Here is a 16,908-nt window from a genome sequence, read left to right as displayed (position 1 = left end):
GGGTAGACCGCCTCACCTGTGGGGCCGGTTTGCCCGCCAAGCCCGACCGTCAAGGACTTGCCTGAATGACCTACACCCTCCAGGACCTGCTTCACCTCATGGCTCGCTTGCGCGACCCGCACTACGGCTGCCCCTGGGACCTGAAGCAGGACTATGCCAGCATCGTCCCGCACACCCTCGAAGAAGCTTACGAGGTGGCGGACACCATCGAACGCGGCGATTTCGAGGACTTGCAAGGCGAGTTGGGTGATCTGCTGTTCCAGGTGGTCTACTACAGCCAGCTTGCTCGGGAGGAGGGCCGTTTCGCGTTCGACGGCGTGGTGGATGGCATCACCCGCAAGCTCATTCGTCGCCACCCGCATGTCTTTCCGACCGGGGACCTGTATGCGCCGCTGGAGACGCCCAGCCTGAGCGATGCGCAGGTCAAGTCACGCTGGGAAGAAATCAAGGCGCAGGAGCGGGCGCAAAAAAGCCGACCAGAGCAGCTGTCGTTGCTCGACGATGTGCCGACGGCATTGCCTGCCTTGTCCCGGGCGGCCAAACTGCAAAAACGTGCGGCCACCGTCGGTTTCGACTGGCCCGAGGCCTTGCCGGTTGTGGACAAGGTGCGTGAGGAACTCGGCGAAGTGTTGCAGGCCATGGCCGACGGGGACAACGATGCGCTGGAAGACGAAGTAGGCGATTTGCTGTTCGCGGTGGTCAACCTGGCGCGTCACTTGAAACATGACCCTGAAAACGCCTTGCGCCGAGCCAATCGCAAGTTCGAGCGACGTTTTCGCTTTATCGAGCAGGCGTTGCGTGACAGCGGCACTGCCATTGAAGATTGTAACCTTGATGCGCTGGACACCCTTTGGGGTGAAGCCAAGCGTCAGGAAAAGAACCTGCCCAGCTGCGGCTGAGCTGTTGCATAAGTGAGTGAACATTCATGAGCCTTTCCCTTCGCGACCAATTGCTCAAAGCCGGGCTGGTCAACCAGAAACAGGTTTCTCAGGCCAACAAGGCTGAAAAGAAACAGAAGCGCCTGGAGCACAAAGGCCAGGTCGACGTGGACGATACCCAGCAGCGGCTGGCCAAGGAAGCCATGGCTGAAAAGGCCAAGCGTGATCAGGCGCTCAACCGTGAACAGCAGGAAAAAGCCGAAAAGAAGGCACGCGCCGCGCAGATCAAGCAACTGATCGAAGCGACCCGCCTGCCCAAGCTCACGACCGAGGATTACTACAACTTCGTCGACGACAAAAAGGTCAAACGTATCGCGGTCAACGCCCTGATGCGCAGCAAGTTGAGCAATGGTGCGCTGGCGGTGGTGTCCTACGGGGGCGGCTATGAGGTCATTCCCCGCGAGGCTGCCGTCAAGATTCAGGAACGCGACCCGGGCCGGGTATTACTGCTCAATACCCATGTCGAGGAAGCCGATGACGACGATCCGTATGCGGCGTACAAGATCCCTGACGATCTGATGTGGTAACGCTGCAAGGCCCTGTCTGATCGTGAATCGGTTAGGCAGGGCCGCATTGTGTGCGCTGGGCCGCGAGGCGGCCCCTGGCACCACGACGACTATTCACATCATGGTTTTTCTGAAGATCGCTGTCACTGCGTCGTGCGCTGCTTTTCCAGGTCTTCCAGTTCGACACGGTACTGTTGCGCCTCGTGCTCGTTGTGGAACATCCCGACCAACTGGCCCTGCTGGTGCACATCCCAGATCCGCACGCCTGCGGCCAGGCCTTCGTGGGACATTTTCGATTCGTCGCGTTCGGTCACTTGAACTGTCATCGTTAAACTCCACTTTTTCGGGTTGGGTGCGACAGTCTGTCGCACGCCTTATTTATAGAGTTTGTTAGCAGCCTAAGTAAATAAAACGGTCATGAAACAAGTTTCATGTAGCCATGGCATGCCCTGGCGCGACTGCCTTATGCCCGGCCAAAGAAAAGCCCCGCACAGGGCGGGGCTTTGCGTTGATTACGGCTAAACGCCGACAACCTCGAACGTTAGTTACCTTTGACCGACTTGCCATCGACCGTGCCGTCCTGCAGGACGATCACGTATTCCTTGCCATCGGTTTCCACTTGGCGCAATTGCACCAGCAGGTAGTCCCAGTTCTTGGCAAACCATAGCTCGGTGATGCGCTTGCTCTGGCTTGGATCACGCACACGTTCGACCTTGACGGCATCCACCTGGCCGGTCTTGGTGGTGACTTTTTCGGTGCCCAGCACGCGGAAGTCATAGGTATCGATCTCGTCACCATCGACCACCTGATAAGTCATGCTCTTCTTGCCTGCGGCGACATCGTGCTGCAGCGCCAGTTGATAGGACGACTTGTCGAGCACCCCACGGTTGAGCGGCAGGGTGATGGCATCGCCACGATCGCTACCGGTCACTTTCTTGGCAGCCCAATCGAAGTTCAAGTCGACCTTCTTGGCCTTGCCAAGACCGCCGCGCTCGAAGTGGTAACGCTGCGGCAGCAAGGTATCGTTTTCCAGGCGCAACGAGCTTTGCTCGGTCAGGCTGGCGATCATCATTGACGCCTTGAAGTTCAGGTCCCAAGTGCCATCGGCATTCTTGACCAGGCTACGTTCGGCGGTGCCGCTCATGGGCAGTTGCTTCCAGTCGGCGGTGTAGCTGGCCGAGAACGGCTTCAGGTCTGCTGCCTGGAGGGGCAGGGCAAGCACGGCAAGAGCCAAGAGCAGGGCGCGACGCATAGTATCTCCTAGGATCGAATCAAATGACCGCTGGCCGACAGGGGCTGGCCATCCAGTAATGCACCTTGTTCGCCAAGACGCAAGCGGCCGTTGGCGAACCAGTGAACAGCCATTGGGTAGATGACGTGTTCCTGTGCGTGAACCCGCTGAGCCAGGCTTTGGACCGTGTCATCGGGTGCCACCGGCACGACAGCCTGTACGACCAACGGGCCCCCATCGAGTTCCTCGGTGACGAAATGGACACTGCACCCATGCTCGGCATCCCCTGCTTCCAGGGCGCGTCGATGGGTGTGCAACCCTTTGTAGCGAGGCAGCAGCGAAGGATGGATGTTGAGCAGGCGACCCTGGTAGTGGCGCACGAAGCCGCCACTGAGGATACGCATGAAACCCGCCAGCACCACCAGGTCCGGGGCGAACCCATCGATACACGCCACCAGGGCCGCATCGAAGGCTTCGCGGCCTTCGAATTCGGTATGGTCGAGTACTGCGGTTTCGATACCGGCAGCGGCTGCGCGCTGCAGGCCGTAGGCATCGGCGCGGTTGGAGATGACCGCGCCGATGCGCACGGCGCTGTCCGGGATGGCGCTGCTGTCGATCAGCGCTTGCAGGTTGCTGCCGGAACCCGACAGCAGTACCACGACATTGCAGGGCTTGCTCGGCATCAGTGTGCCTTGAGGTTCTGCAACTCGACCTGAGCAGCGCCCTCTGCGGCCTCGGTGATATGGCCGATGACCCAAGGCTGTTCGCCGGCGTTGCGCAGTTCGCTCAGGGCAGTTTCGACCTGGTCCTGGCCTACGCAGATCACCATGCCCACGCCGCAGTTGAGTACGCGGTGCATTTCATGCTCGTCGACGTTGCCCTTTTCCTGCAGGAAATCGAAGACGGCTGGGCGCTGCCAGCTGGCCACGTCGATGACCGCCTGGGCATTGGCCGGCAATACGCGCGGGATGTTGTCCAGCAGGCCGCCACCGGTGATGTGGGCCATGGCCTTGACTGCGCCAGTGTTCTTGATCAGTTGCAGCAGCGGCTTGACGTAGATGCGCGTTGGCGCCATCAGCAGGTCGGTCAGTGGCTGGCCGTCGAGCTGGGTGCTTTCGACGTCGGTGCCCGAGACTTCGAGGATCTTGCGGATCAACGAGTAACCGTTGGAGTGCGGGCCCGAGGATGGCAGAGCGATGAGCGCATCACCGGTGGCCACGCGCGAGCCGTCGATGATCTCGGCCTTTTCCACTACACCTACGCAGAAGCCCGCCAGGTCGTAGTCCTCACCTTCGTACATGCCCGGCATCTCGGCGGTTTCGCCGCCGACCAGCGAGCAGCCCGCCAGTTCGCAACCTGCGCCGATACCGGTGACCACGGTAGCCGCCACGTCCACGTTCAGCTTGCCAGTGGCGTAGTAATCCAGGAAGAACAGCGGTTCGGCGCCGCAAACTACCAGGTCGTTCACGCACATGGCGACCAGGTCCTGGCCGATGCTGTCGTGCTTGTTCAGGTTCAGCGCCAGGCGCAGCTTGGTGCCCACGCCGTCGGTGCCGGAGACCAGCACCGGCTGCTTGTAGCCGGCCGGGATCTCGCAAAGGGCGCCAAAGCCGCCCAGGCCACCCATGACTTCAGGGCGTGCGGTGCGTTTTGCCACGCCCTTGATGCGTTCGACCAGTGCTTCGCCGGCGTCGATGTCTACACCGGCGTCCTTGTAGCTCAGGGAGGGTTGCTTGCTCATTGATCCAGGCCTTTAGGAGGGAGGGATTCGTAAAAACGACCCTGACGGCAAGGGCCGGCAGCCATGCAGCGGCTAACCGTGACATCAGTGGTCTGTGAAGGCGCGCGATTTTATCAGGGTTGCCGGGCAGCGGCCATCCTCCGGCCGACGGGCAGGTGAATTTAGGGCCCTTGCCCCTGCAAGATCGCCAGAAGCCTGGCCTTGCCGGTGCTACCTTTAACCGTGCCGCTTGAGGTGTGAGCGCTGAAGCTTGAAACTCGCCGTTCCAGATCACAAGGACACAACGATGCGCTTCTTCACTACTTGGGTCATGGGATGTCTGGCGTTGATCGCAGGCGCGGCCCAGGCCGAAAACGTCTCCGGCCTCTATCAGGTACGCGAGCCAGTGGCCGGGCAGGGCGCCGAGGCGCGTGCGGCGGCGACCAGCCAGGCCTTCGACACCTTGGTGCTGCGCCTGACCGGCGACTCCAAGGCCGTGCAGAGCCCGGCGCTGGCCGCACTGCGCAAGGACCCGCAACCGATCGTCAACCAGGTGGGCAGCGACGCTGGCCCGCCCGAAACCGTGCGGGTCGAGTTCGACCCCGGTAGCACCGAACGTGCCCTGCGCAAGGCGGGCCTTAGTCTGTGGGGCAGCAATCGCCCGTCGATTCTGGGTTGGTGGCTCGTCGAGAGCGTTGACGGCACCAGCTTGGTAGGGGACGGCCAGCCCAGCGCCCAGCCGTTGCGGCGCGCGGCCCGTCACCGGGGCTTGCCGCTGCGCCTGCCTCTGGCCGATCTGCAAGAGCAATTGGTGGCCGATGCCAAGCATATCGACGCCAAGGACCCGGGGCCGCTGCGTGAAGTCTCCCAGCGCTACGGCGCCGATGCTCTGCTGGCTGTGCACGCCCAGCAGGTCGACGGCAAATGGCAAGGTAAATGGCAATTGTGGCTGGGCGGTGAGCGCGAGCAGGGCAGCGCCGAAGGAGCGGACCCGGCAGCGCTTGCCGACGCCGTGATGCTTGCGGTGAGTACGCGGCTGGCACCGCGTTACGTGACGCGACCCGGGGCCGGTGGCCAAGTGCAGATGCAGGTCCAGGGCATGAACCTGCCGCGCTACGCTGAGCTGGCCCGGGTTCTGGAGTCCTACGGCGCGCAGTTGAAGCGGGTCGACGGCGACGTGCTGACCTATTCGGTCACCGCCAGCCGCGAACAACTACGGGCTCAGCTGGCATTGGCCAAGCTCAGGGAAGTCCCGGCCGAGCAGATACCTGCGCCGCAGGTGACCCCTGGGCCAGTGGGTACGTCCCCAGACGAGCCACCAGTGTCGCCTGCGGCTGGTGCCGAAACGTTCGATGGCTTGCGCTTTGGTTGGTAAGAGGGTCGTTCATGACTGACATGCGTCGTTGGATCTGGCTGGGCGTGGCATTGATCGTCATTGCCCTGCTTTATAGCCTGCACAACATTCTCACACCTTTTCTGGTCGGCATTCTGCTGGCGTATCTGGCCGACCCGCTGGTCGATCGCCTGGAGCGCCTGGGGTTGTCACGGACCTGGGGCGTAGTGGTGGTGTTCGGGCTGTTCACGTTGCTGATGCTTGCACTGTTGCTCGTGCTCATCCCCATGCTGGCCAAGCAGTTGGTGCGCCTGTATGCGCTGGCGCCGCAAGTGCTTGACTGGCTCGAGCACGTCGCCTTGCCTTGGGTGCAGGGGCGCCTGGGCCTTGCCGACGGGTTCTGGAAATTCGACAAGATCAAGGCGGCCATCGGCGCTCACATGGGGCAGACCACCGATATCGTCAGCATGCTCTTGTCCCAGGCAACGGCCTCCAGCCTGGCGTTGATGGCCTGGGTGGCCAACATGGTGCTGATTCCCGTGGTGGGGTTCTACCTGTTGCGTGACTGGGACTTGATGATGGCCAAGTTGCGCAGCTTATTGCCGCGGCAGAGCGAGCCGAAAGTCGTCGAGCTGGCCAGCGAGTGCCACGAGGTGCTGGGTGCGTTCGTGCGTGGGCAACTGCTGGTGATGGTCGCGTTGGGCATCATCTACTCGGCAGGCTTGATGCTGGTCGGGCTTGAACTGGGGTTGTTGATCGGCATGCTGGCCGGTCTGGCGGCCATCGTCCCCTACATGGGCTTCATCATTGGCATCGGCGCGGCGCTGGTGGCAGGACTGTTTCAGTTCGGTGGCGATCTGTATCCCATGCTCGGCATCGTTGCGGTCTTCATGGTCGGTCAGGCACTCGAGGGCATGGTGCTGACACCGCTACTGGTAGGCGACCGGATCGGTTTGCACCCTGTGGCGGTGATCTTCGCCATCCTGGCCGGCGGTGAGCTGTTCGGTTTCACGGGCGTGCTGCTCGCGTTGCCGGTGGCGGCGGTCATCATGGTGCTGCTGCGCCACGTGCACGGCTTGTACAAGGAGTCGGACATGTATGCAGGGGATGCTCAAGTCCCAGTCCCCCTCGATCCCCCCGCACCCGATCAGCCGTGACAGGGCGGCAGGTGAGTCTCGGGTTAGCGCTGGGAGAGTGCAACCCATTGATTTTGCTTGGACTCTGCAGCGGCGTCATTGTGCACCCCGCTTGGCAGGTATAGACTTTGCAGATTGTCCACAAAAGGCCCCCTGCGGTCCTGTCGACCGCCCGCGAGCATGAAACCACCGATCCAGTTGCCCCTGGGTGTGCGCCTGCGCGACGACGCCACCTTCATCAACTACTATCCGGGCGCCAATGCCGCTGCGTTGGGGTATGTCGAGCGGCTTTGCGAAGCCGACGCCGGCTGGACCGAGAGCCTCATCTACCTGTGGGGCAAACAAGGCGTGGGCCGCACGCATCTGCTGCAAGCAGCCACCCATCGTTTCCAGCAACGGGGCGAGCCTGCCGTCTACCTGCCCTTGGCGCAGCTGCTCGAACGCGGTACCGGTCTTCTGGACTACCTGGCCCAGTACGAACTGGTGTGCATCGATGACCTGCACGTCATCGCCGGCAAGCCGGACTGGGAGGAGGCCATGTTCCACCTGTTCAATCGCTTGCGCGACAGTGGCCGTCGGCTGCTGCTGGCAGCATCCGCTTCCCCGCGGGAATTGCCGGTGAAGCTGCCTGACCTGAAATCCCGCCTCACCCTTGCCCTGGTGTTCCAGATGCGCGGGCTGTCCGACGAAGACAAGCTACGTGCCTTGCAATTGCGGGCATCCAGGCGCGGCCTGCACCTGACCGACGAAGTGGGTCACTTCATCCTTACCCGCGGCGCGCGCAGCATGAGTGCGCTGTTCGATCTGCTGGAACGGCTCGATCAGGCATCTCTGCAAGCCCAGCGCAAACTCACCATTCCTTTCCTCAAGGAAACCCTGGGCTGGTGACCCCCTGAAAACACGGGGCCAGAGCCATCCCACGGAAAAGTCACATCTTTTTCGATAAAATTTGCAAATGGAACTTATAGTGGGCATAGTTCCACCCCACTAAAGGATTACAGACACGGTTGTGCCCATGCTCAAGCGCTTCGCACCCCTCGTGCCACTCGCACTCGTGACCCTGCTTTTTGGCTGCGCGGCCCAAGGCCCGGTATCCCAGCCTCAGGATCACACCCCGGTCGCCGTACAGCCGGCGATCAAGGCCAAGGCCTCGTCTTCGCCAGTGTTTGGCGAACCCCAGGAAGTGGCTACTGACGATGAACTGGAGGTCTTCTCCAGCAGCAAGCCCTATCAGCTGCCAGTGCTGGCCGACAGCATTCTGGAGCGCGGCATGTCGTTGATCGGCACCCGCTATCGCTTCGGTGGTACCTCGGAGCAGTCCGGCTTCGATTGCAGCGGCTTCATCGGCTACCTGTTCCGCGAAGAGGCAGGCATGACCTTGCCGCGCTCTACCCGCGAGATGATCAACGTCGATGCGCCGAAGGTGGCACGCAACAAACTCAAGCCTGGCGATCTGCTGTTCTTCAGCACCAACGGCCGTGGTCGTGTCAGTCATGCTGGCATCTACCTGGGCGACAACCAGTTCATTCACTCCAGCAGCCGCCGTAGCGGGGGCGTGCGCATCGATAGCCTCGGTGACCGTTACTGGAGCAAGACCTTCCTCGAGGCCAAACGTGCCTTGGCCATGGCGCCGACGCATATCGCGCGCAACTAATGGCAATCTGATGTGTCCTAACCACGGCGTCGCTGCTTTGCAAAAAAGCTCGACGCCGTGCGTATTTACAGAAAGCGTCTAATCTAATTTCTCAACTCTATCCCGCTGCGGCCCAGCGTTCCCATACAGGATGTTTTGGCCATGACAACGATGGCGCGCTTCGCTTTCATTTCCCTGGCAGCCTTATTGGCGGCCTGCTCCAGCCAACCTCAGGCGCCTGCCCCTGTGCGGGTTGTGCAGCCTCAGGTTACCTACAGCCAACCCAGCTTCTCGCCCACTGCCGATGACGTACTGATTCGCGCCATTGGCCTGGTTGGGACGCCCTACCGCTGGGGCGGCAATACGCCCGATTCGGGTTTCGACTGCAGTGGTCTGATCAAGTACGTCTACCGCGATGCCGCCGGCATCAGCCTGCCGCGCTCCACGCGGGAGATGATCGGCATGCGTGCGCCTACCGTGGATGTGAAATCCTTGCAGTCGGGTGATCTGGTGTTTTTCGCGACCAGTGGCGGCTCGCAGGTGAGCCATGCCGGCATTTATGTAGGGGACGGGCGCTTCGTGCATGCGCCTCGCACTGGCGGTACGGTGCGTTTGGACTATTTGTCCAACAGCTACTGGGCCAAGGCCTACCTGCAGGCCAAGCGGGTCATCCCTCAGGGGCACCTGGCACAGAACCCCTGAGACGGGTTACCGAGCTTTGCTGACGCGCCAGATGGCATTGCCCACATCGTCCGCGACCAGCACGGCCCCGCGACCCTCCAGGGCAACCCCCACCGGGCGGCCCATGGCTTGGCCGCCTTCATCCAGAAAACCGTCGAGCACGTCCATGGGCCGGCCCGACGGTTTGCCTGAGGCGTCGAAGGGTACGAATATCACCTTGTAGCCGCTGTGGGGCTTGCGGTTCCAGGACCCATGCTGGCCAATCAATGCGCCTGCTCCAAAACGAGCAGGTAGCACATCCGGCCCGACGAAGGCCAATCCCAGTGAAGCAGTATGCGGTCCAACGGCATAGTCGGGTACCTGTGCTCGGGCGACCTTGGCGGGGTCCTGGGGCTGCACGCGCTCATCCACGTGCTGGCCGTAGTAGCTGTAGGGCCACCCATAGAATCCACCCGCGTGTACCGAGGTGATGTAGTCCGGTACCAGATCGCTGCCGATTTCGTCACGCTCGTTGACCGCCGTCCACAGTGCGCCACTGTTAGGCTCCCAGGCGAGCCCGTTAGGGTTGCGCAGGCCGGTGGCGAACAGGCGGTGCTTGCCGGTGCTGGGGTCGATCTCCCAGATTGCGGCGCGACCCTGCTCCTGGTCGAGTCCGTTTTCACCCACGTTGCTGTTTGAGCCCACGGTGACGTAGAGGCGCTGCCCATCAGGGCTTGCGATGACATTCTTGGTCCAGTGGTGATTCAACGGGCCGGCTGGCAGCAGGGTAACTACTTCTGCCGGGCCGGTTACCTGGCGTGCCCCGGGCTGGTAGTGAAAACGCAGCAGCTTGTCCGTATCGGCTATGTAAAAATCATTGCCCACCAGCGCCATCCCAAAGGGCGAGTTCAGCCCGTCGGCAAAGGTATGGCGGATTTCCGCAACGCCATCCTGGTCGGCGTCGCGCAACAGGGTAATGCGATCAGGGCTGGGCACGGCAGCCCCCGCGCGTGCCATGACCCGCTTCATGGCCCATCCGCGGATACCCTTGGCGTCTTCGGGCTTGGCAGGTGCGTTGGTTTCTGCCACCAGCACGTCGCCATTGGGTAGCACGTACAGCCAGCGCGGATGGTCGAGGTCACCGGCAAAGCGCGACACCTGTAACCCGGGTGCAGCCTGAGGCATGCGCCCGGCGGGCCAGCCGACGGCTGGCGCGATGTTCACGGTGGGGAGCAGGGTCTTGGCGGGGGAGGGCAACTGCGGCGCAGGGCCGGTGCCGTCGGCCACTGTCAGGCGCGCCGTTTCGCCGCAGCCACCCAAGCCCAGGCTTACAAGAAGTGCAACAGGCAGTGCCACGCGGTTCATGGTCGACGTCCTCGGCAGGTTCTATTGATTCAGAGGCTGTGGAACGCGGCGGGTTCAGTCGCACAGGCGGCGGAGCTGACGCGGGTGGCTCGGCCATCCCTCCTGCGCCGCCAGGCGAGCCGCGTCGATTGACGCTCCGGGTGCAACCCTCTAACCTTCGCGCGTGTTTCAGGTGCCCCGCCAGCAACGTCTGGCCAGGGTGAAACTGGGAAGTCGGTGAGTGCCCACAGGGTGCGATTCCGGCGCTGCCCCCGCAACGGTAAGTGAGTGACGGCCGCGCAGGGCCACTGGGTGACCATACCCGGGAAGGCGCGCAGGTCAGGGCCAGCGGCCCGCTCACGAGCCCGGAGACCGGCCTGATACTGCCAACGGCATCACGGAGGGTGATGCGCGGTGACCACTGGCCTTGGCCAATGCCCCTGCGCGCGCTCCGTTTGCCTGCCCATTCCCTGACACGGCGCTCGATCGTGGTGTCAGCCAGCGGAGAACCTCCCATGAGCGACGCCACCGAGCGCGACGAACGCCATCTGGCACGGATGCAGCGCAAGAAAGCGGTCATCGACGAACGCATTGCCAATTCCCCCAACGAATGCGGCCTGCTGCTGGTGCTCACCGGCAATGGCAAAGGCAAGAGCAGCTCGGCCTTCGGCATGCTTGCCCGGGCCCTGGGCCACGGCATGCAGTGCGGGGTGGTGCAGTTCATCAAGGGCCGCAACAGTACCGGCGAAGAGCTGTTCTTCAGGCGCTTTCCCGAACAGGTGCGCTATCACGTGATGGGCGAGGGTTTCACCTGGGAAACTCAGGACCGCCAGCGTGACATTGCGGCGGCAGAAGCGGCATGGGCCGTCTCCAGGCAACTGCTGCAGGATCCTGCGGTGCAGTTCGTGGTGCTCGACGAGCTCAACATTGCGCTCAAGCACGGCTACCTTGATCTGGACCAGGTGCTATCGGACATCCAGGCTCGCCCCCCCATGCAGCACGTCATCGTCACCGGTCGCGCGGCCAAGCCGGAAATGGTCGAGCTGGCCGACACCGTGACCGAAATGGGCATGCTCAAGCACGCCTTCCAGGCCGGTATCCGTGCCCAGAAGGGCGTCGAGCTGTGAGCCAGGCCCGCCATTGCCCCGCCGTCCTGATTGCCGCGCCGGCTTCTGGCCAAGGCAAGACCACGGTCACTGCCGCGCTGGCGCGCCTGCACCGCAATCTGGGCCGCAAGGTGCGGGTGTTCAAATGCGGGCCTGACTTTCTCGACCCCATGATTCTCGAACGCGCCAGCGGTGCCCCCGTCTGCCAGTTGGACCTGTGGATGATCGGTGCCGAGGAAAGCCGCCGGCTGCTCTGGGAGGCGGCAGGTGAAGCCGACCTGATCCTCATCGAAGGGGTGATGGGGCTGTTCGACGGCACCCCTTCGAGCGCCGACCTGGCACGTCACTTCGGCGTGCCGGTGCTGGCGGTTATCGACGGTACGGCCATGGCCCAGACCTTTGGCGCGCTGGCCCTGGGCCTGGCGCGTTATCAGCCGGATCTGCCGTTCGCCGGGGTGCTGGCCAACCGGGTGGGCAGCCTGCGTCATGCGCAACTGCTCGAAGGCAGCCTCACCGAGGGCCTGCGTTGGTATGGCGGCTTGTCCCGCGAGCGCGGCATCGAACTGCCCAGCCGTCACCTGGGGTTGGTGCAGGCCAGCGAGTTGAACGACCTGGACGCACGCCTGGACGCTGCCGCCCAGGCATTGGGCGCCAGTTGCGATGCCGCCTTGCCACCGGCGGTCACCTTCGAACCGGCCGATCCGTTACCCGCCCAGGCCACCTTGGCGGGCGTACGTATCGGTGTGGCCCGCGACGAAGCCTTTGCCTTCCTCTATGGCGCTAACCTGGACCTGTTGCGCCGTCTAGGCGCACAGGTGCAGTTCTTCTCCCCCCTGCATGACGTCGAATTGCCCCCAGTGGACAGCCTGTACCTGCCCGGCGGTTACCCCGAGCTGCACCATCATGCCTTGGCGCGCAACACCTCGATGTGCCAGGCCATCCGCGCCCATCATGCCCAGGGCAAGCCGTTGCTCGCCGAATGCGGCGGCATGCTGTATCTGCTCGACGCACTGACCGACGTGGCCGGGGACAGGGTCGAGTTGCTTGGGTTGCTGCCGGGGGAGGCGACCATGCAAAAGCGCCTGGCGGCCCTGGCTCTGCAGGCGGTCGAACTGCCCGAGGGCATGCTGCGCGGCCATACCTACCACCACTCCTTGACCAGCACCGCGCTCGAGCCGCTGGCACGTGGGTTGAGCCCCAACGGTGGGCGCGGCAACGAAGCGGTCTATCGCCTGGGCCGCCTGACCGCGTCCTACGTGCACTTCTACTTCCCCTCCAACCCGGAGGCAGCCGCAGCGCTGCTCTGCCCATGAACGAACATGCGTTCAGCGACCAGGAGCGTGCCGCGGTCTATCGCGCCATCGGCGAGCGGCGCGACATGCGCCATTTCGCCCAAGGCGAGGTGGCGCCGCAGGTCATGACACGGTTACTCAGCGCAGCCCACCAGGCACCGAGCGTGGGCTTGATGCAGCCATGGCGGTTCATCCGCATCACCGAGCGGGCCCTGCGTGGGCGCATCCAGGCCCTGGTGGAGGCCGAACGGGCGTTGACTGCACAAGCGCTGGGCGAGCGCTCGGACGAATTCATGAAGCTCAAGGTAGAGGGCATCAACGAGTGCGCCGAACTATGGGTCGCCGCCTTGATGGACAACCGTGAGCCTCACATTTTCGGGCGCCGCACCCTGCCTGAAATGGACCTGGCCTCGCTCGCCTGCGCGATCCAGAACCTGTGGCTGGCCGCCCGTGCCGAAGGGCTGGGCATGGGCTGGGTATCGCTGTTCGATCCCCAGGCGCTGGCAGCGTTGCTTGGCATGCCCAGCGGCGCCAAACCCGTGGCCGTGCTGTGCCTGGGGCCGGTGGCGGCATTCTATCCTGCGCCCATGCTGGTCATGCAGAGCTGGGCCGAAGAACGACCGTTGCACGAGATGCTGTTTGAAAACCGGTGGGGAGAAGGCGCATGAGCGTGGCGTTGCTGAGCGTGGCCGGTGTGGCCCTGGATGCGTTGCTCGGTGAGCCGCGGCGGCGCCACCCGCTGGTTGCTTTCGGCAACATGGCCAGCAGCCTGGAGCGGCGCTTCAATGCCGGCGGGCGCGGTTGGCGCAGTCATGGCGTGAGCGCCTGGTTCCTGGCCGTGGTGCCGCTGACCTTGCTGGCCCTCATGCTCTCCTGGCTGCCGGTGATCGGCTGGCTGGTCGATGTGCTGGCGCTGTACTGCGCCCTGGGGCTGCGTAGCCTGGGCGAACATGTGCTGCCGGTGGCCACGGCCTTGCGCCAGGGCGATCTGGAAGAAGCACGGCGGCGAGTGGGGTATCTGGTCAGCCGTGAAACCCGTGAGCTGGACGAGACGGCGGTGGCGCGGGCGGCCACCGAGTCGGTGCTGGAAAACGGCAGCGATGCCGTGTTCGCCGCCTTGTTCTGGTTTGCCGTGGCCGGGGCGCCAGGGGTGGTGCTTTATCGACTGAGCAACACCCTCGATGCCATGTGGGGCTATCGAAACGAACGCTTCGAGCGCTTCGGCTGGTGCGCGGCGCGCATCGATGACGTACTTAACTATGTGCCGGCGCGCCTTGTCGCACTCACCTACGCAGTGCTGGGCAAAACCCGCCTGGCGCTGGCCTGCTGGCGCCGCCAGGGGCCGCTATGGGACAGCCCCAATGCTGGCCCGGTCATGGCGGCCGGGGCAGGGGCGCTGGGTGTCGAGTTGGGCGGGCCGGCGGTGTACCACGGCCAACTGCACGACCGCCCGCGCCTGGGCGACGGCCCTGCGGCCAGCCCCGATGCCATCGAGGGCGGCTGGACACTGGTGCAGCGTGGGGTATGGCTGTGGCTGTTGGTGTTGTGTCTGGGAGCTTACCTGAATGCTTGAACATGGAGGTCGGCTGCTGCGTGCGGTTCGGCAATATGGCATCGCCCGCGAGCAGTGGCTGGACCTGTCCAGTGGCATTGCGCCCTGGTCCTTCCCGATACCGCCGATCCCTATCGAAGCCTGGGCACGCCTGCCGGAAACAGACGATGGCCTTGAGCAGGCGGCGTGCAGCTACTACGGCGCCACGCGACTGCTGCCCGTGGCGGGCTCACAGGCTGCCATCCAGGCCCTGCCCCTGTTACGCAGCCCGAGCCGAGTCGGAGTGCTGACACCCTGTTATGCCGAGCACCCCTATGCCTGGCAGCGGACTGGGCACACGTTGCTTGAGCTGGATGAGCACCAGGTCGACGACGCGATCGACAATCTCGACGTGCTGGTCTTGGTCAATCCGAACAACCCCACCGGCCGCGTCGTGCCTGCGCCCACACTGCTGGGGTGGCATCAGCGCCTGGCAGCACGCGGCGGCTGGCTGGTGGTCGATGAAGCCTTCATGGACAACAGCCCCGCAAACACTGTGATCAAACGTGCCGAATGCCCGGGTTTGATAGTGCTGCGCTCGTTCGGCAAGTTCTTCGGCCTGGCCGGTGTGCGCCTGGGCTTCGTGGCCGCAGAGCACAGCGTGCTGCAGCGCCTGGCCGAATTGCTCGGCCCGTGGACCATCAACGGCCCCAGCCGGGTGCTGGCCCAGGCCAGCCTGACCGACCTGGCCACGCAGCAGCTGCAGCGCCAGCGCTGTGCAGGCGCCAGCGAACGCCTGGCGGCTTTGCTGTCCCATGCAGGGCTGGCGCCCGCCGGCGGCTGTGACCTGTTCCAGTACGTGCGGTGCGAGCATGCCGCCCGGTTGCACGATCACCTCGCACGACACGGGGTGCTGGTGCGCCTGTTCGAGCAGCCGGCGGCCCTGCGTTTCGGGTTACCGCCCAGCCAGGCGGACGAACGACGATTGGCCCAAGCCCTCAGTGCCTACCGCAAGGACCTTACATGACGACCCTGATGGTACAAGGCACCACCTCCGACGCCGGCAAGAGCACCCTGGTGACTGCCCTGTGCCGCTGGCTGCTGCGCCAGGGCATCGGCGTGGTGCCGTTCAAGCCGCAGAACATGGCCCTCAACAGCGCCGTGACCGCCGACGGCGGCGAGATCGGCCGGGCCCAGGCGGTGCAGGCCCAAGCCTGTCGCCTGGCGCCGCACACCGACATGAACCCGGTGCTGCTCAAACCCAACAGCGACACCGGCGCCCAGGTGATCATCCATGGCCGTGCGGTGACCAGCATGAACGCGGTTGCCTACCATGATTACAAGGCCATTGCCATGCAGGCCGTGCTGGCCTCGCACCAGCGCCTGAGCCAGGGCTGGCCGGTGGTCATGGTGGAGGGCGCAGGGTCGCCGGCCGAGATCAACCTGCGGGCTGGCGACATTGCCAACATGGGGTTTGCCGAGGCCGTGGACTGCCCGGTGATTCTAGTCGCCGACATCAACCGCGGGGGTGTGTTCGCCCACCTGGTCGGTACCCTCGAACTGCTGTCGCCCAGCGAGCAGGCGCGCGTCAAAGGGTTCGTCATCAACCGCTTCAGGGGCGACATCGCCCTGTTGCAACCCGGGCTCGACTGGCTGGAGCAGCGCACCGGCAAACCCGTGCTCGGCGTGCTGCCGTACGTCACCGACCTGCACCTTGAAGCCGAGGACGGCATCGACCGGCGCCAGGGCGAAAAGCAGCAGCGTGTGCTCAAGGTGATCGTGCCTGTGCTGCCACGTATCAGCAACCACACCGACTTCGACCCGCTGCGCCTGCATCCGCAGGTCGACCTGCAGTTCATCGGCCCCGGTCAACCGGTGCCGCCAGCGGACCTGATCATCCTGCCAGGCTCCAAGAGTGTCCGTGGCGACCTGGCGCAATTGCGTGCGCGCGGCTGGGACAAGGCCATCGAACGCCATCTGCGCTATGGCGGCAAGGTGATCGGTATCTGCGGCGGCCTGCAGATGCTTGGGCGCGAGGTGCACGATCCGCTGGGCCTGGAAGGCGCTGCAGGCTCCAGCCCCGGGCTCGGCCTGCTGGACTACGCCACGGTGCTGGAAGCCGACAAGCAGTTGCGCAACGTCGCCGGGACCTTGCACCTGGATGCATCGCCTGTGACCGGTTACGAGATCCATGCCGGTGTCACCACTGGCCCTGCGCTGGCGCAACCAGCGATTCGCCTGGCCGACGGTCGCTGCGAGGGTGCCATCAGCACGGACGGCCAGGTGTTGGCCACTTACCTGCACGGGTTGTTCGAGGGCAGCGCCTCCTGCGCGGCCCTGCTGCGCTGGGCTGGGCTTGAAGACGTGCAACTGATCGACTACGAGGCGTTGCGCGAGCGCGACATCGAACGCCTGGCTGACCTGGTGGACAAGCACCTGGACACCCAGCGCCTGCGCCAATTGTGTGGAGTACCTTGA

The 16,908-nt window shown here is 64.0% G+C and carries 18 protein-coding genes and 1 riboswitch; of the genes, 13 read left to right on the top strand and 5 right to left on the bottom strand.

Features of this window, described 5'->3' with window-relative positions:
* Positions 1 to 65 precede the first annotated feature (65 nt).
* Together mazG and NMB38_RS16265 are read left to right on the top strand one after the other, a co-directional pair.
* Complete coding sequence (mazG, locus tag NMB38_RS16270; protein WP_027913916.1) at positions 66 to 899, top strand: nucleoside triphosphate pyrophosphohydrolase; 834 nt, start codon at positions 66 to 68, stop codon at positions 897 to 899.
* 26 nt (positions 900 to 925) lie between these two features.
* A complete protein-coding gene (locus tag NMB38_RS16265; protein WP_023534063.1) occupies positions 926 to 1,465 on the top strand; it encodes a DUF2058 domain-containing protein in 540 nt (179 codons plus the stop codon).
* A gap of 122 nt (positions 1,466 to 1,587) precedes the next feature.
* On the opposite strand, the gene NMB38_RS16260 is transcribed toward NMB38_RS16265, so the two are convergent.
* From NMB38_RS16260 to purM, 4 genes are all read right to left on the bottom strand, one after another.
* Entirely contained in the window at positions 1,588 to 1,770 is a 183-nt protein-coding gene (locus tag NMB38_RS16260; protein WP_023534042.1) for a hypothetical protein, read from the bottom strand.
* 215 nt (positions 1,771 to 1,985) lie between these two features.
* Entirely contained in the window at positions 1,986 to 2,696 is a 711-nt protein-coding gene (locus tag NMB38_RS16255; protein WP_028686870.1) for a DUF3108 domain-containing protein, read from the bottom strand.
* Between the two features lie 8 nt (positions 2,697 to 2,704).
* Positions 2,705 to 3,358 carry a phosphoribosylglycinamide formyltransferase gene (gene purN / locus NMB38_RS16250; protein ID WP_027913918.1) on the bottom strand — a complete coding sequence of 218 codons (654 nt, stop codon included), beginning with the start codon at positions 3,356 to 3,358 and terminating at the stop codon, positions 2,705 to 2,707.
* Positions 3,358 to 4,416, bottom strand: coding sequence for a phosphoribosylformylglycinamidine cyclo-ligase (gene purM / locus NMB38_RS16245; RefSeq protein WP_027913919.1), 1,059 nt, complete (start codon positions 4,414 to 4,416; stop codon positions 3,358 to 3,360). Before purM ends, purN begins: the two co-directional genes overlap by 1 nt.
* Positions 4,417 to 4,702: 286 nt before the next feature.
* Between purM and NMB38_RS16240 the strand changes: the two genes are divergently transcribed.
* The 5 genes from NMB38_RS16240 to NMB38_RS16220 all read left to right on the top strand — a co-directional run bounded on the left by NMB38_RS16240 (position 4,703) and on the right by NMB38_RS16220 (position 9,199).
* On the top strand, positions 4,703 to 5,770 hold the full coding sequence (locus tag NMB38_RS16240; RefSeq protein ID WP_049695541.1) for a DUF2066 domain-containing protein: 1,068 nt from the start codon (positions 4,703 to 4,705) through the stop codon (positions 5,768 to 5,770).
* An 11-nt stretch (positions 5,771 to 5,781) separates the two neighbouring features.
* Positions 5,782 to 6,885 (top strand): AI-2E family transporter, encoded by a 1,104-nt coding sequence (locus NMB38_RS16235; protein WP_049695542.1) that lies wholly within the window; start codon positions 5,782 to 5,784, stop codon positions 6,883 to 6,885.
* A gap of 159 nt (positions 6,886 to 7,044) precedes the next feature.
* A complete protein-coding gene (gene hda, locus NMB38_RS16230; RefSeq protein WP_027913921.1) occupies positions 7,045 to 7,752 on the top strand; it encodes a DnaA regulatory inactivator Hda in 708 nt (235 codons plus the stop codon).
* A 127-nt stretch (positions 7,753 to 7,879) separates the two neighbouring features.
* Positions 7,880 to 8,518, top strand: coding sequence for a C40 family peptidase (locus NMB38_RS16225; protein WP_028686867.1), 639 nt, complete (start codon positions 7,880 to 7,882; stop codon positions 8,516 to 8,518).
* Between the two features lie 141 nt (positions 8,519 to 8,659).
* On the top strand, positions 8,660 to 9,199 hold the full coding sequence (locus tag NMB38_RS16220) for a C40 family peptidase (protein ID WP_027913923.1): 540 nt from the start codon (positions 8,660 to 8,662) through the stop codon (positions 9,197 to 9,199).
* Between the two features lie 6 nt (positions 9,200 to 9,205).
* Here NMB38_RS16220 and NMB38_RS16215 read toward each other — a convergent pair whose 3' ends face one another.
* Positions 9,206 to 10,522 (bottom strand): PQQ-dependent sugar dehydrogenase, encoded by a 1,317-nt coding sequence (locus tag NMB38_RS16215; RefSeq protein WP_345956356.1) that lies wholly within the window; start codon positions 10,520 to 10,522, stop codon positions 9,206 to 9,208.
* Between the two features lie 153 nt (positions 10,523 to 10,675).
* A riboswitch (cobalamin riboswitch) is annotated at positions 10,676 to 10,896 on the top strand.
* A gap of 120 nt (positions 10,897 to 11,016) precedes the next feature.
* Here NMB38_RS16215 and cobO point away from each other — a divergent pair.
* Genes cobO through NMB38_RS16185 form a run of 6 tightly spaced genes read left to right on the top strand, consistent with a single transcriptional unit; the run spans position 11,017 to position 16,908 of the window.
* Positions 11,017 to 11,628 carry a cob(I)yrinic acid a,c-diamide adenosyltransferase gene (gene cobO, locus NMB38_RS16210; protein WP_027913925.1) on the top strand — a complete coding sequence of 204 codons (612 nt, stop codon included), beginning with the start codon at positions 11,017 to 11,019 and terminating at the stop codon, positions 11,626 to 11,628.
* Positions 11,625 to 12,920: a cobyrinic acid a,c-diamide synthase CobB gene (locus tag NMB38_RS16205; RefSeq protein WP_088523266.1), complete on the top strand. Its 1,296-nt coding sequence runs from the start codon at positions 11,625 to 11,627 to the stop codon at positions 12,918 to 12,920. Before cobO ends, NMB38_RS16205 begins: the two co-directional genes overlap by 4 nt.
* Entirely contained in the window at positions 12,917 to 13,567 is a 651-nt protein-coding gene (gene bluB / locus NMB38_RS16200) for a 5,6-dimethylbenzimidazole synthase (protein WP_088523267.1), read from the top strand. Before NMB38_RS16205 ends, bluB begins: the two co-directional genes overlap by 4 nt.
* Positions 13,564 to 14,472 (top strand): adenosylcobinamide-phosphate synthase CbiB, encoded by a 909-nt coding sequence (cbiB, locus tag NMB38_RS16195; protein ID WP_027913928.1) that lies wholly within the window; start codon positions 13,564 to 13,566, stop codon positions 14,470 to 14,472. Before bluB ends, cbiB begins: the two co-directional genes overlap by 4 nt.
* Complete coding sequence (gene cobD, locus NMB38_RS16190) at positions 14,465 to 15,457, top strand: threonine-phosphate decarboxylase CobD (RefSeq protein WP_027913929.1); 993 nt, start codon at positions 14,465 to 14,467, stop codon at positions 15,455 to 15,457. The genes cbiB and cobD overlap by 8 nt, the downstream gene beginning before the upstream one ends.
* Complete coding sequence (locus NMB38_RS16185; RefSeq protein ID WP_027913930.1) at positions 15,454 to 16,908, top strand: cobyric acid synthase; 1,455 nt, start codon at positions 15,454 to 15,456, stop codon at positions 16,906 to 16,908. Before cobD ends, NMB38_RS16185 begins: the two co-directional genes overlap by 4 nt.

This window comes from Pseudomonas sp. FBCC-B35, from assembly GCF_059133755.1.
This window is presented reverse-complemented; position numbering and strand designations above follow the sequence as displayed.

Coding starts and splice junctions, on each gene's coding strand:
- mazG (WP_027913916.1), top strand. CDS start 66: ATGACCTACACCCTCCAGGACCTGCTTCACCTCATGGCTCGCTTGCGC.
- NMB38_RS16265 (WP_023534063.1), top strand. CDS start 926: ATGAGCCTTTCCCTTCGCGACCAATTGCTCAAAGCCGGGCTGGTCAAC.
- NMB38_RS16260 (WP_023534042.1), bottom strand. CDS start 1,770: ATGACAGTTCAAGTGACCGAACGCGACGAATCGAAAATGTCCCACGAA.
- NMB38_RS16255 (WP_028686870.1), bottom strand. CDS start 2,696: ATGCGTCGCGCCCTGCTCTTGGCTCTTGCCGTGCTTGCCCTGCCCCTC.
- purN (WP_027913918.1), bottom strand. CDS start 3,358: ATGCCGAGCAAGCCCTGCAATGTCGTGGTACTGCTGTCGGGTTCCGGC.
- purM (WP_027913919.1), bottom strand. CDS start 4,416: ATGAGCAAGCAACCCTCCCTGAGCTACAAGGACGCCGGTGTAGACATC.
- NMB38_RS16240 (WP_049695541.1), top strand. CDS start 4,703: ATGCGCTTCTTCACTACTTGGGTCATGGGATGTCTGGCGTTGATCGCA.
- NMB38_RS16235 (WP_049695542.1), top strand. CDS start 5,782: ATGACTGACATGCGTCGTTGGATCTGGCTGGGCGTGGCATTGATCGTC.
- hda (WP_027913921.1), top strand. CDS start 7,045: ATGAAACCACCGATCCAGTTGCCCCTGGGTGTGCGCCTGCGCGACGAC.
- NMB38_RS16225 (WP_028686867.1), top strand. CDS start 7,880: ATGCTCAAGCGCTTCGCACCCCTCGTGCCACTCGCACTCGTGACCCTG.
- NMB38_RS16220 (WP_027913923.1), top strand. CDS start 8,660: ATGACAACGATGGCGCGCTTCGCTTTCATTTCCCTGGCAGCCTTATTG.
- NMB38_RS16215 (WP_345956356.1), bottom strand. CDS start 10,522: ATGAACCGCGTGGCACTGCCTGTTGCACTTCTTGTAAGCCTGGGCTTG.
- cobO (WP_027913925.1), top strand. CDS start 11,017: ATGAGCGACGCCACCGAGCGCGACGAACGCCATCTGGCACGGATGCAG.
- bluB (WP_088523267.1), top strand. CDS start 12,917: ATGAACGAACATGCGTTCAGCGACCAGGAGCGTGCCGCGGTCTATCGC.
- cbiB (WP_027913928.1), top strand. CDS start 13,564: ATGAGCGTGGCGTTGCTGAGCGTGGCCGGTGTGGCCCTGGATGCGTTG.
- cobD (WP_027913929.1), top strand. CDS start 14,465: ATGCTTGAACATGGAGGTCGGCTGCTGCGTGCGGTTCGGCAATATGGC.
- NMB38_RS16185 (WP_027913930.1), top strand. CDS start 15,454: ATGACGACCCTGATGGTACAAGGCACCACCTCCGACGCCGGCAAGAGC.